This window comes from Vibrio sp. TRT 21S02 (assembly GCF_050113675.1).
GTDB lineage: Bacteria > Pseudomonadota > Gammaproteobacteria > Enterobacterales > Vibrionaceae > Vibrio.
Genome location: NZ_JBNJOI010000017.1, coordinates 38,351 through 51,368 on the forward strand (window position 1 = coordinate 38,351; position 13,018 = coordinate 51,368).

Annotated in this window: 10 protein-coding genes; 2 read left to right on the forward strand and 8 right to left on the reverse strand. The window is 46.7% G+C overall.

What is annotated here, in order from left to right:
* The first annotated feature begins 152 nt into the window (after window positions 1–152).
* Both ACQEXU_RS18005 and ACQEXU_RS18010 read left to right on the forward strand, forming a co-directional pair.
* Window positions 153–1,343: a 3-phenylpropionate MFS transporter gene (locus ACQEXU_RS18005; protein ID WP_367987492.1), complete on the forward strand. Its 1,191-nt coding sequence runs from the start codon at window positions 153–155 to the stop codon at window positions 1,341–1,343.
* Between the two features lie 123 nt (window positions 1,344–1,466).
* Window positions 1,467–4,898 carry a PAS-domain containing protein gene (locus ACQEXU_RS18010; RefSeq protein ID WP_427011821.1) on the forward strand — a complete coding sequence of 1,144 codons (3,432 nt, stop codon included), beginning with the start codon at window positions 1,467–1,469 and terminating at the stop codon, window positions 4,896–4,898.
* Between the two features lie 43 nt (window positions 4,899–4,941).
* Here the strand turns inward: ACQEXU_RS18010 and ACQEXU_RS18015 are convergent, their stop codons facing one another.
* From ACQEXU_RS18015 to pyrB, 8 genes are all read right to left on the reverse strand, one after another.
* Complete coding sequence (locus tag ACQEXU_RS18015) at window positions 4,942–5,430, reverse strand: hypothetical protein (RefSeq protein WP_427011822.1); 489 nt, start codon at window positions 5,428–5,430, stop codon at window positions 4,942–4,944.
* A gap of 154 nt (window positions 5,431–5,584) precedes the next feature.
* Window positions 5,585–7,312 carry a sodium:solute symporter family protein gene (locus ACQEXU_RS18020; protein ID WP_367987489.1) on the reverse strand — a complete coding sequence of 576 codons (1,728 nt, stop codon included), beginning with the start codon at window positions 7,310–7,312 and terminating at the stop codon, window positions 5,585–5,587.
* Between the two features lie 12 nt (window positions 7,313–7,324).
* Window positions 7,325–7,588 carry a DUF4212 domain-containing protein gene (locus ACQEXU_RS18025; RefSeq protein ID WP_367987488.1) on the reverse strand — a complete coding sequence of 88 codons (264 nt, stop codon included), beginning with the start codon at window positions 7,586–7,588 and terminating at the stop codon, window positions 7,325–7,327.
* Between the two features lie 302 nt (window positions 7,589–7,890).
* Window positions 7,891–8,526, reverse strand: coding sequence for a response regulator (locus ACQEXU_RS18030; protein WP_367987487.1), 636 nt, complete (start codon window positions 8,524–8,526; stop codon window positions 7,891–7,893).
* 220 nt (window positions 8,527–8,746) lie between these two features.
* Window positions 8,747–10,543 (reverse strand): protein-disulfide reductase DsbD, encoded by a 1,797-nt coding sequence (locus ACQEXU_RS18035; protein ID WP_427011823.1) that lies wholly within the window; start codon window positions 10,541–10,543, stop codon window positions 8,747–8,749.
* A gap of 178 nt (window positions 10,544–10,721) precedes the next feature.
* Entirely contained in the window at window positions 10,722–11,210 is a 489-nt protein-coding gene (locus tag ACQEXU_RS18040; protein ID WP_367987484.1) for an arginine repressor, read from the reverse strand.
* Between the two features lie 296 nt (window positions 11,211–11,506).
* Entirely contained in the window at window positions 11,507–11,971 is a 465-nt protein-coding gene (gene pyrI / locus ACQEXU_RS18045; protein WP_367987483.1) for an aspartate carbamoyltransferase regulatory subunit, read from the reverse strand.
* A gap of 16 nt (window positions 11,972–11,987) precedes the next feature.
* Window positions 11,988–12,917 (reverse strand): aspartate carbamoyltransferase, encoded by a 930-nt coding sequence (gene pyrB / locus ACQEXU_RS18050; RefSeq protein ID WP_427011824.1) that lies wholly within the window; start codon window positions 12,915–12,917, stop codon window positions 11,988–11,990.
* Window positions 12,918–13,018: the final 101 nt, after the last annotated feature.

Genomic DNA, 13,018 nt, shown 5'->3' on the forward strand with positions numbered 1-13,018 from the left:
ACTTTGGTCGAATTAGTCGCGTAAAAAAGGCAAAAAAATAGTGTTTGTCTGAATAAGGAAACACTCATCTGAGTTTTATTCCCTTTTTATCCACTTGCACAAAGAGGATAATACCGCCGTTTTTTATTCGTATAATTTATGTAGGTTGGCTGATGTTCTCTCCTTCTCCGTATGGCTGGATATCCCAGTACTTTCTCGGCTTCTTTTTTTCCTATGGCGTGTATTTGCCATTTTGGGCGCTGTGGTTTGAAGACCAAGGCGTATCAGCCACTGATATTGGTGTGCTAATCGGTATTGGCTTTGCGACGCGTTGTGTGGCGAATATGTTGATCACGCCACGTATTCACAAAGTAGAACATCTGATGCCTGCGTTGCGTTGGTTTAGTCTCGCGTCGCTGATTTTCATCGCATTCCACTTCTTCACCGGTGGTAGTTTCTGGCTAATGGCATTGGCTACGATTTTATACAACATGTGTGTTGGCCCGATTGTTCCGCTGTCAGACTCAATGGCGAACTACTATTCCCGCTTAAAAATGCTGGACTATGGCCGCACTCGTTTGTGGGGTTCCGTTGCCTTTATCGCAGGTTCGACGGTAGTTGGTTTTATGGTGGCGAAATACGGCACAGACATGATCATCTACACGGCGTTAGCGGGTGTTGCATTTTCTATTCTGGCGTCATTGCGCAACACCAACCCAATGCCGAAAAGTGCTGCTGAAGGTAATGTAGAGCGTCCGAAGTTATCCCAGCTTCTACGTGAATGGCCGATTGTAAAGTTCCTGATCTTGGTTGCTTTGATCCAAGGTAGTCACGCGGCTTACTACAGCTTCAGCTCCATTTACTGGAAAGAAGCAGGTCATTCAGAAGACATCATCGGTTACCTATGGAGCCTTGGTGTGGTGTCTGAAGTGGCTATTTTTGCCTTGAGTAAGCGTCTATTTGGCGGCTGGTCAATGCGTGCGCTGTTTGTGGCTGCATCGATTGGTGTGATCGCTCGTTGGGGGCTGATTGCCTCGACAACTGCGTTACCTGCACTGGTTGTGATTCAGTTACTGCATGGTGTGACGTTTGCAATGGCGCATATCGCAGCGATTCAGTACATTCAAAACTCAGGAGAGCGCAAGATTGTGGCTCTACAGTCACTCTACAATGCCATTCCGCTTGGCGCGTTTATCGCGTTAATGACAACCTTGAGTGGTTGGGGTTATGAGCACTATGGCTCTAGTGTTTTCTGGGCGATGGCGGCAATGGGTGTGATTGCACTGTTCATCAAAGTGGACCCGCAACCTTCGTCAGTCAGTGATATTGATCTGACAAAAGCGGAGCCGAAAGCACAGAATTAAGCTCAACCATCTGAGATTAAAAACTAACCTTTGTCTCAGTTGCAAATAAATAGTTAAATGAAACCTCTCCCTTACGCTGAGATTTGGGAGAGGTTTTTTTATGGAAGAAAACTGGGGTATCAAATGCAAGGATGGATAGTGATTCCCGTATCACTGCTTTATTTGGGCGTGCTGTTTTTTATCGCTTGGTATGGCGATAAACGGAAAGGATGGTTAGCGAAATGGCGACCATGGATCTACAGTTTATCGATCGCTGTGTATTGTACCTCGTGGACGTTTTACGGCACGGTAGGGCAAGCCAGCTCCAACCCTTGGTCTTTCCTGCCTATTTATATTGCCCCGATTTTAGTCTTTACTTTTGGTTGGCGCGTGTTAGCACGTCTTATCTTAGTCGCCAAACGAGAGCACATTACCTCTATTGCTGACTTTATCGCTGCCCGCTATGGCAAATCTCAAGGGTTAGCGGTTGTGATCACCTTGATTGCGGTGGTTGGCATCTTACCTTATATCGCCTTACAGCTGCGTGGTATTACCATGGGGCTGGAGATCATTGCTCCAGAATTACCCGTTCAGTTTGAACAGAGCGGTTTCGATGTTTCTTGGTTTGTGGTGTTGGCACTGGCGGTTTTTACCATGTTATTTGGTACGCGCCATATTGATAATACCGAACATCACCGCGGGATGATGATGGCCATTGCGTTTGAATCCATCATCAAGCTGGTGGCGTTTTTGGTGGTCGGCTGCTTTATTCTCTATCTCGCTTTAGAACGTCCTGACGTTGAACTGTCTCAAATTGCCGCTCAAACTTATCAGTCGCCGAATGTGGCAACCTTGCTGATCCACACCTTATTGACCATGATGGCGATCGTCTGTTTACCGCGCCAATTCCATACCATGGTGGTGGAGAATGAACGCGCTCAGGATTTACATACAGCACGTTGGCTGTTCCCGTTGTATCTGGTGTTGATGGGGCTGTTTGTATTGCCCATTGCATGGGTTGGACAAGCGCTGCTAGGTTCAGGTTCTGCCGACACTTATGTGATCAGCTTACCGATGTCGGTCGGCGCCAATGATATTGCACTGTTAGCATTTTTAGGTGGTACATCAGCGGCCAGTGGTATGGTGATTGTGTCAACCATCGCGCTTGCCATCATGGTTTCGAACGATTTAGTGATGCCGTTGCTGCTGCGCCGGATGCGTTTATCTCAACGCAATCATCGTCATTTTTCTGGTCTGTTACTGGTGATCCGTCGTGGCTTAATCTTGTTGCTTTTACTGGGAGCGTGGGGCTTTTATCAGGCCTTGGGTAGCATTCACTCGCTGTCGGCGATTGGTTTTCTCTCTTTTGCCGCGATTACCCAATTCGCTCCGGCATTGTTGGGAGGCATGTACTGGCGCCAAGGGAACCGAAAAGGAGTTTATGTCGGCTTAGCTTTCGGCTTTACCTTGTGGCTTATCACCCTAATGAGTCAGACCGATATGCTGGCAGGGGATGCCAGTAATAACTTCCTGCTTTGGCTTATCACGCCACCACCATTTTTCCATGAAATGGGAATCCAAAGCTCAGACTGGGGCATGCTGCTAAGTATTACCCTCAACGCTGTCTGCTATATCATGGTTTCTATGTTTACTCGTTCCAGTTTAAGTGAGCGGCTGCAATCGGCATCGTTTATTGGTACGCCACTGCCTGAAAGTGAGAACATGAGCCTATACCAAAGCCGCGTGACAGTTGGGGAATTGGAAATGTTAGCGTCGCGCTTTGTCGGGCGTAATCGGGTACGTAATGCGTTCAACCAGTACTGGGGACAACAACGGGAAACCATGCTGCCTAACCAGCAAGCGCCATCGACCTTGATCCGTCATACTGAGCGGGTATTGGCTGGGGTGTTTGGCGCGTCTTCGGCTAAGTTGGTGCTTACGTCTGCACTGCAAGGGCGCAATATGCAGCTTGAAGAAGTCGCCACTATTGTCGATGAAGCCTCTGAGTTGTACGACTTTAGCCGTGGGTTATTGCAAGGTGCGATTGAGCATATTGGTCAAGGCATTGCAGTGGTGGACAAGCAATTACGCCTTGTCGCCTGGAATCAACGTTATCTCGAGCTATTCACCTTCCCTGTGGGCTTGATCCAAGTAGGACGGCCGATCGCAGATGTGATCCGACACAATGCACAGCAAGGGTTATGTGGACCGGGCGATCCTGAAGATCATGTGCGACGTCGAATTTTCCATTTAGAGCAAGGGACGAGGCATATCTCGTCCCGAGTGCGGCCTGATGGTCGCGTGATTGAAGTGCAGGGGAATCCTATGCCCGGTGGTGGCTTCGTTATGAGCTTTACTGATATCACGGTTTTCCGAGACGCAGAAAAGGCGCTCAAAGAGGCCAATGAAACCTTGGAAGAACGTGTCCATGCTCGGACTCAAGAACTTGAGCAGTTGAACAAGCAGTTGGTTGCCGCAACGCAGCGTTCTGAACATGAATCGCAATCCAAATCTCGTTTCTTAGCGGCTGTGAGTCATGACTTAATGCAACCTCTCAATGCAGCTCGCCTGTTTGCTTCATCGCTGTCTGAAGTCGCGACGGATGATGAAACGCGCAAGTTATCTACCCATATTGAAAGTGCGCTAGGGGCTGCGGAGGACTTGATTGGTGATTTGCTCGATATTTCGCGGCTTGAGTCAGGGAAGTTAGATATCAACGTACATGGTTTTGCTCTCAATGATGTGATGGCAAATCTCAACGCCGAGTTTAGCGCGTTGGCTAAACAACAAGGGATTGAGTTCACCATGATCCCAAACCGATTATTTGTTCAATCCGATCCTAAGTTGCTGCGCCGTGTGGTGCAGAACTTTTTGACCAACGCATTTCGTTACAGCCCAAAAGGCAAGGTTGTACTCGGTGCGCGCCGTTACCAAGGTAAGGTGAGAATCGATGTGTGGGACAATGGCATGGGCATTGATGAAGACAAGCAACAAGAGATTTTTGAAGAGTTTAACCGTGGGACTCAGGTGCGCTCAGACCAAGGACTTGGGCTGGGCTTAGCCATTTCGAAAGGGATCGCCCATGTGTTAGGTCATCAAATCACTATGCGTTCATGGCCAAAGCAAGGCAGTGTATTCTCATTGGTGCTGAATCGAGTCGATGAGATCGTGCCTCAACCTGTGGTGAATACGCCAGCGGCCAGTTCTGATCTGAGTCATTTGAAAGTGCTGTGTGTCGATAATGAAGCGGATATTCTGGTTGGGATGGAGAACTTATTGGCACGCTGGGGTTGTGATGTGCGAACCGCCATGGATATCGTGCAGAGCCTCAAAGCCATTGATGAAGAGTGGTTGCCTGATGTGATTTTGTCTGACTACCGTCTTGATAATGGACGAACTGGGTTAGAGGTACTTCAGCAGTGCAAGCTACGTTTCGGTGACCGTTTTATCGGTGTGATCATCAGTGCTGATCGAACGAAAGATATGATGGATGGCATTGAATCTAACGGATTTAGCTTTATCCCTAAGCCAGTAAAACCATTGAAATTGCGGGCGATACTCAATCGGGTAGCATAAAACAAAAAAGAGCCGCATTTGCGGCTCTTTTTATTCAACAACACTATTCGGCTTTGTTAAGTAAGGTTTCATAAACCACAAACTTGGTTTGTGTATCACCATAGTACAAGGTGTTGTTAGATTGGATCACTACACGCAGCCAGCTTTGATCGGATGCTGGAGCTGCAAGGGTCAGTTGCCAATGTTTACCCGTACTGTCGCTGGCTACCATATCAACCGGATTGCCACGCTCATCTTCAGAATTGACCAGTGACAGCTTAATGCCTTCCAGTGAGTGAGCCGATCTTAGTGACAGTTTAAGTTCTGTCTCCGTCAACTTTTCAGAGCGAAACTGCACTTTAAAATCACCGTTTTCCATGTCGCATAATCCGCTGGTATAGCGGCAATTCGACTTGCTGACCAACTTGTAACTTTCCCCTTCTTTTGCAGCATGAGGTTTTTCGCTTAGCGCAATATCAGTGCCGAAATAAGCGATCAGTGAGAGGACTGGGGCAATCAATAAAGCAACCACGATGTGCTTGTTTTTAAACATATAGGCTTCCTTGCAACGACAACATTAATACCCATTTGGATAAGCGACTGTTTATTATTTTCAATGGCTTATCTCAATCTGTATCCGTTAAAGATAACGTATTGAGGTGAATAAAAAAGCCCCCGAAGGGGCTTTTGTGGGTTTGATTGTAAACTTAGTGGTCTACTGCATCACCAGCCCCAGCTGGAACGCGGACGTGTTCAACCAGATCTTTTACTTCTTGTGGTGTTTCAGCCGTTACTTTCGAAACTGCAAACGCTACAGCGAAGTTAAATACTGCACCAATCGCACCAAAGGCGTTTGGCTCAATACCTAGGAACCAGTTGCTGCCCCAGCTTTGTAGGTATTTCCAGTCAGCTACAAATAGGATGCCTTTGTGCTGGAACACGTAGAACAACGTGATAGTAATACCAGCAATCATACCTGCAATCGCACCTTCCTTGTTGATGTTCTTACTGAAGATCCCCATCATCAAGGCTGGGAAGATGGAGGATGCTGCCAGACCAAAGGCCAGTGCTACCGTACCTGCGGCAAAACCGGGTGGATTGAGTCCGAGATAGCCTGCCACAGCAATGGCGACGGCCATGGAAATCCGGCTGGCGAGTAGCTCTTTCTTCTCCGAAATATTCGGATTAATGACCCCTTTGATTAAGTCATGAGATATGGCTGATGAAATCGCGAGTAACAAGCCGGCTGCGGTTGAGAGTGCGGCAGCTAAGCCACCTGCAGCAACCAGTGCAATGACCCAGTTAGGCAGTTTTGCGATCTCTGGGTTCGCCAGAACCATGATGTCGCGGTCTACTTTTAGCTCATTTGTTTCTGCATTTGAGGTGTATTGAATCGCACCATCGCCGTTTTTATCTTCAAAGCCAAGTAGGCCTGTTGTTTCCCAGTTCTTGAACCAATCAGGACGCTCATCATAGATGAGGTGTTGCCCTGGCGCTGGGTTCACCGTATCCATTAGGTTTAGACGTGCCATCGCTGACACAGCCGGTGCTGTCGTATAGAGAATAGCGATGAATACTAATGCCCAACCTGCTGAGGTACGTGCATCACGCACTTTCGGCACGGTAAAGAAACGGATGATAACGTGAGGAAGACCCGCCGTACCAATCATCAGTGACATGGTGTACACGAACATGTTTAACGTATCGCCCCGAACTGCGGTGGTGTACTCAGTAAATCCGAGTTCGGTGACGACTTGATCGAGCCGATCAAGCAGATAAACATCACTGCCCGTCATAGTACTACCCAAGCCGATTTGTGGAATTGGGTTACCAGTAAGCTGAAGCGAGATAAATACTGCTGGAATAGTGTAAGCAAGAATGAGGACACAGTATTGCGCAATCTGGGTGTAAGTGATGCCTTTCATGCCGCCCATAACCGCGTAGATGAAGACGATACACATACCGATCAGAAGACCTGTCGAGTAATCCACTTCAAGGAAACGGCCGAATGCAACGCCGACACCTTTCATCTGTCCGATAACGTAAGTTACCGAGGCGATGATCAGACAAGCTACTGCTACAACACGTGCCGCATTTGAGTAAAAGCGCTCACCCACGAATTCTGGTACGGTAAATTTACCAAACTTACGTAGGTAAGGAGCGAGCAATAGTGCCAGCAATACATAACCGCCAGTCCAACCCATAAGGAAGACACTACCACCGTATCCCATGAAGGCAATCAAGCCTGCCATTGAGATGAATGATGCTGCTGACATCCAGTCAGCTGCGGTTGCCATACCATTGGCGATAGGGTTGACGCCCCCACCTGCAACGTAGAATTCTTTGGTTGATCCCGCGCGGGCCCAAATAGCGATACCGATATACAAGATAAAGGTTGCGCCTACAACGAGATACGTAATCGTTTTCAAATCCATCTGACCAGCTCCTTACTCGTCTACATTAAATTCGCGGTCTAGTTGGCGCATTTTCCACGCGTAGTAGAAAATAATGCCTAAGAAGGTGTAGATAGAGCCTTGCTGAGCAAACCAGAAGCCCAGTTTATAGCCGCCAATTTGAATCTGGTTGAGGACATCTACGAATAAAATACCGCAGCCGAAAGATACGACAAACCAGATCACCATGAGGTTGATCATCAGTTTTACGTTCTTATCCCAGTAGGCCTTGGCTCGTTCCTGACTTTCAAACGCCATTGCCGTCTCCTTACGATGTTTGGTTGTTAATAAAATGTTTCAGTATTTACAATAGCAAGGTGTTGGCAAGAACTCTTTTCAACTTTAGTCGTGGCGTTAAAAACTAAAAGCGACCGAATATCGGACGCTTAGCGTTTTATGTAGAGAAAAGTGTGATGTTAATGGTGTGTTAAATTAGCCAAAGGTCTAACGTTTTAAGCACATATATTGTGCTTTTTCATCATAAGCGGTCAGTATTTGATTGACGGAGAATGAATAAAGGCCGCATTTGCGGCCTTTAAAATATGAAGCAAGGGTGGAGCTTACTGCTCAGGTTCCATTTGCTGCAGTAAGATGACTGCTTGAGTGCGATTCTTAACGCCAAGCTTACGGAAAATAGCTGTCATGTGCGCTTTGATGGTGGCTTCAGAGACATTTAACTCATAGGCGATTTGCTTATTGAGTAGGCCATCGGACAACATGCCCAATACTTTATATTGCTGCGGGGTTAATGCCGCCAGCTTATCGGCAAGTTCATTACATGCAGCGCTGTTGGTGATGGAGCCTTCAGGGAAGAAGGGTTCACCATTGAGTACCTGATTCAAGGCACTAACCAGCTCTCGCATATCACTGGATTTTGGAATAAAACCAAATGCACCATGGCTTTTAACTTGCGTAACTACCGCTGGCTCTTCGCTGGCAGAAACCACGACGATGGGCAAGTCAGGGTATTCGGCGCGTAGCTGAATTAGGCCAGACATGCCATTGGCACCCGGCATTTTTAAATCAAGCAGCAGCAAATCCGGCTCTTCTTCTTTAGCTAACAAGTTGAGTAAAGCTTCCAGTGAATCCGCTTCTAACAGGTTGGCACCACTAACCGCCATATGTACTGATTGAAACAGCGCATTGCGAAATAGGGGGTGATCATCTGCAATAATGATGGTGTAACTCGAGTCCATGAAATCTACACTTTTAACAGATTGTTAAGATTAGTATTACCATTTGCTGATAAATACAACAACCGGTATCAAAAGATTATTAGTGGTTTCTTCACAAAATGTGAAAGAGCCGAGCATAACTATGTATCCATAATGTTGAGTCGCTGAGGCGATTATCTCAGGTATATTTATGTCATTAAAAAAGCCGCATATTGTCATGCGGCTTTTTGGGTTGATAACGTTACTTGTCTAGAAAATGCTCAATATGGGAAAGGAAAGGCTTGGCTTCCATAAAGCCAGTGATGCGTGCTCCAGCAACACGGTTGCCTTCTTTATCCCAAAACTCGATGGTTGGTAGACCCAGCACATTCATGTGTTGCAGTAGCGCGATGTCTTTAGCTTGGTTTTTCGTCACGTCGGCTTGCAGCAAGACAAAGTTTTGCAACTTAGCGGCGACATCTGGTTGGTGGAAGGTGTACTTTTCAAACTCTTTACACGCCACACACCAATCAGCATAAAAATCGAGCATGACGGGCTTGCCTGATTCTTTTGCCGCTTGCAGTTGCAGCTCTAAATCATCGACTGTATTAATTCGAATAAACTCAACCGACGTTTGTTGAGAATGCGTTTGTGGTCCAAACCAATAATTAATGATGGGTTGGGCAGAGACAAACAGACCGAGTACCGCAATGATCCCCACCGCACTCTGTTTCCAGCCACCAAATGGCAGATTGTTCTTGCTGTGATAGAGCCAACCGAAAGCCACAATTCCGAGGGCTGACCATAATCCTGTTGCCCAAACTTCAGGTAGGATGCGTTCAAGTAAGAAAATTGGAGCCGCGAGTAAGACGAAACCAAACAGGGTTTTCACTTTGTCCATCCAACTGCCTGCTTTTGGTAGCAGTTTGTTGCCAAATACTGCGGCCAGCATCAAAGGAATACCCATACCTATTGCCAGTGCATACAGAGCAACACCACCGGTCAGCAAATCGCCACTTTGTGCGACGTAAAGTAGCGCTCCTGAGAGTGGGGCAGTGGTACAAGGTGAACACACCAAGCCAGAGATCGCGCCCATGGCAAAAACGCCTGCGGTATTGCCCCCTTTTTGTTGGTTACTGAGGTTATTGAGCCAAGTCTGGGCGCTGCTTGGTAGTTGCAGGGTGTATAAGCCAAACATCGAAGCCGCTAACGCCACAAACAGTACGCTTAAGCCAATGAGAACGTATGGATGCTGCATGGCTGCTTGGAATTGTAGCCCAGCGGATGCAACCACTAAACCCAGTAAGGTGTAGGTTAATGCCATGCCTTGCACATAAATAAAGGCAAGACCAAGTGCACGGCGATGAGAGAGTTTACCGCTACCGAGCACGATGCTGGTTAAAATCGGGTACATCGGTAGTACGCAAGGCGTAAAGGCAAGGCCGATGCCTAAGGCCAGAAACATTAGCGGCGTCCACCAGTTATCCGCTAATTTTGAAGCCAGATTAGACTCTTGAGATTGGTTTGGTAACGAACTGGTCGGTTGCTCTTTGATTTGCTCAGCTTGTTGCGGTGCGCGAGTCTCTTCTCTAGCCGTTGCTGAAGGTTCGCCAATACTTTTTAGATTGATGACTCTTACTTCTGGCGGGTAACAGAAACCGGCTTTTGCGCAGCCTTGATACTGAACAATGAGTTTACCTTCCTGATTAACCTGCTTTAACGGCACTTCTACAAAAAGCGGTGTGGTGTAGATGTTTACATCACCGAAGAATTCATCATGGTAGGGTTCGCCATCTCGGTAATTGAAGTCACCCAGTACGGCGTTTTCAGCGCTAATAGCGATTTTATCTTGATACAGGTAGTACTCAGGGAGAATTTGCCAGTCGATAAAAATGTGTTCGCCTTTTTGATAAGCGTTAAATGAGAAAGCTTCGTCAACTGGAACAAACGTTTGAGTTTTTGGAGCAAAACTTGGCGTCGAGTTGTTACCAAAAATCGCCATCGCTGGTGTTGAGAGCAGCGAGAAAAACAGAATTAGTAGTGAAGTTGCAGTGCGCATACCGTAATTACTTGAGTTTAGTTTTAGCCATATTAACTCAATCAGACAGGCATTGTGGTGAAGAAGTTTCAGCCAGAGAGAGATATTTATCAATCAGCGACTATGTGATGAAAAATTTGTGTTGGTGCTCACTCATGAGAGGTACTGGCCTTTAGTGATGAAAAGGCCAGTATTTTGATTAGGCAACGCCAAGGCGCGTGCGAACAACACGTTCACAAGCATCTATGTTGCTGATGTCTTTAGGAATGATCAAAACAGTGTCGTTTCCGCCGACGGTGCCAAGGATTTCGGTGTGCGGGTCAATATCGACTAAGCGAGCGACCAGTTGCGCGCTACCGGGGTGGGTTTTTACCACGACCATCGCTTGGTTATGGGTGATGAATTCTATTTGAGAGGCGATGGAAGATTCTACGCGTACAGGGGCCGTTTCGACGGTAATACAGTAGACTTTTTTACCGCAGGCATTTTGCACTTTCACCACACCTAATTGAGAGAGTAGGCGTGAAACGGTGGATTGGCTTATTCCTTCAAAACCAATATCAATGAGCGCTTCGCGAAGCTCGTTTTGAGTACAAAAACTTTGTTGTTGTAACAAGCGTTTGCAGGCAGCAGTTAGGGTCTTATCTTCAGCATGAATGGCTTCAGCTCGATGCAGAGTTTCACTCACGGGAACTCCTTACTAGTGACGTCTGGGTACATCTTCCCTGTTCAATCAAGCACTCCCAAAACCTTAGAGTGCACGTTCAGTTGACGAATAACCACTTCTCTGGTGGTTTTGTTCTGGATATGAGTTTATCACTAAAATTTGTGGGGTATTTTGAAAGGGATCACCAAATAATAATCCAGATTAATGGTTGTTATTTGGTTTATTATTCTGCAATGAATGCGTAACTATTTATAAGGTTGAATAAATATCCATGTTTATTCAAGAGGAAAGCGGGCCCTTGATAGGCCCACCTGTTGTTAACGCGTTTCTGTCACGATTTCACGTGAGAATACTTTTTCACAGTAGTGGCATTTGAGCTGAGTTTGCTGCTGTTTTTGAATGACTTTAAAGCGGCTTTCAACAGGCTCGCCGTGTGAAATACAGTTGCTGTTGGGACATTCAAAAATGCTGACAATCTGCTCAGGCAGACTTAATGTTAGCTTGTTGACCACCTTGTACTCTTCAATTTGATTGACCGTTGCGTTTGGCGCATACAGTGCCAAGCGATTGGCTTGTTCTTCGGTTAAGTACAGGTTTTCGATTTTGATCAGATCTTTCGCGCCAAGTGCCGACGAAGGCAGGTTCAAACCGATGGTAATCCGTTCATTTGCTTTGTGCATTTTGAAGAGCTTGAGCACTTTAATCCCGATATTCGCAGGAATATGGTCAATCACTGAGCCGTTGCGGATCGCTTCTACCTGAAGTTGAGTTTCTTTCACCATGATGTCTCTCCTGCAATTAAATAGTTTCGTTCAGAACCAGTGCCAATAGGGCTTCACGCGCATACACGCCATTTTCGGCTTGCTCAAAATAATAAGCGTGAGGGGTCTTATCGACATCGGTGGTGATTTCATCAACGCGTGGCAGTGGATGCAGCACTTTTAGGTTTCCACGCGCTTCTTTAAGTGTTTCTGCGGTAAGAATGAAAGCTGATTTGATGTGAGCGTATTCCGATTCATCAAAGCGTTCTTTTTGTACCCGCGTCATGTAAAGCACATCTAACTCAGGGACCACTTCTTCAATGTTGTTATGGGTGCTAAAGCGAATACCGGCTTCCTCAAGCTCTTCGCAAATGTACTCTGGCATCGCTAATGCTTCTGGGGCGATAAAGAAGAAACGCACGTTATTAAACTTAGCCAGCGCTTGGGTCAGTGAATGCACTGTACGGCCGTATTTCAAATCGCCGACGAAAGCGACGTTAAGGTTATCGAGCGTGCCTTGCGTTTCATAAATAGAAAATAGGTCGAGCAGGGTTTGAGTTGGGTGCTGGTTTGCACCATCTCCCCCATTCACTATAGGTACACCGTTTGAAAACTCAGAAGCCAGTCGCGCAGCCCCTTCTTGTGGGTGGCGCATGACAAATGCATCCACATAAGACGAGATAACTTGAACTGAGTCTGCCAGTGTTTCGCCTTTTTTAGCCAGCGAGGTGTTACCGCCATTATCAAAACCAATCACGGTTCCGCCGAGGCGCTGTACTGCGGTTTCAAACGACAAGCGGGTACGGGTCGATGGCTCGAAGAAGCAGCTTGCCACCACTTTGTTTTTCAACAGTTCTGGGTTGGGTTCTGCTTTTAGTTTTGCTGCGGTATCGACGATCAGTTCCAGTTCGCTACGGCTAAGTTCGGGAATGGAAATGATGTGCTTATTGAATAATGAGTGCGCCATTGGTGTCTTCCTTTGCCTCGTGTCATACAAAATTTGGACAAAAAAAAGCCCCCTAATAATAGGAGGCTTGGATTTGGTCAACGGAGAAAAATAAAACAGCG

Bases quoted from the DNA above. Each gene is read 5' to 3' on its own strand.
- ACQEXU_RS18020 (WP_367987489.1), bottom strand. From the start codon at position 7,312: ATGGATTTGAAAACGATTACGTATCTCGTTGTAGGCGCAACCTTTATC.
- ACQEXU_RS18030 (WP_367987487.1), bottom strand. From the start codon at position 8,526: ATGGACTCGAGTTACACCATCATTATTGCAGATGATCACCCCCTATTT.
- ACQEXU_RS18015 (WP_427011822.1), bottom strand. From the start codon at position 5,430: ATGTTTAAAAACAAGCACATCGTGGTTGCTTTATTGATTGCCCCAGTC.
- ACQEXU_RS18005 (WP_367987492.1), top strand. From the start codon at position 153: ATGTTCTCTCCTTCTCCGTATGGCTGGATATCCCAGTACTTTCTCGGC.
- ACQEXU_RS18035 (WP_427011823.1), bottom strand. From the start codon at position 10,543: ATGCGCACTGCAACTTCACTACTAATTCTGTTTTTCTCGCTGCTCTCA.
- ACQEXU_RS18025 (WP_367987488.1), bottom strand. From the start codon at position 7,588: ATGGCGTTTGAAAGTCAGGAACGAGCCAAGGCCTACTGGGATAAGAAC.
- ACQEXU_RS18010 (WP_427011821.1), top strand. From the start codon at position 1,467: ATGCAAGGATGGATAGTGATTCCCGTATCACTGCTTTATTTGGGCGTG.
- pyrI (WP_367987483.1), bottom strand. From the start codon at position 11,971: ATGGTGAAAGAAACTCAACTTCAGGTAGAAGCGATCCGCAACGGCTCA.
- pyrB (WP_427011824.1), bottom strand. From the start codon at position 12,917: ATGGCGCACTCATTATTCAATAAGCACATCATTTCCATTCCCGAACTT.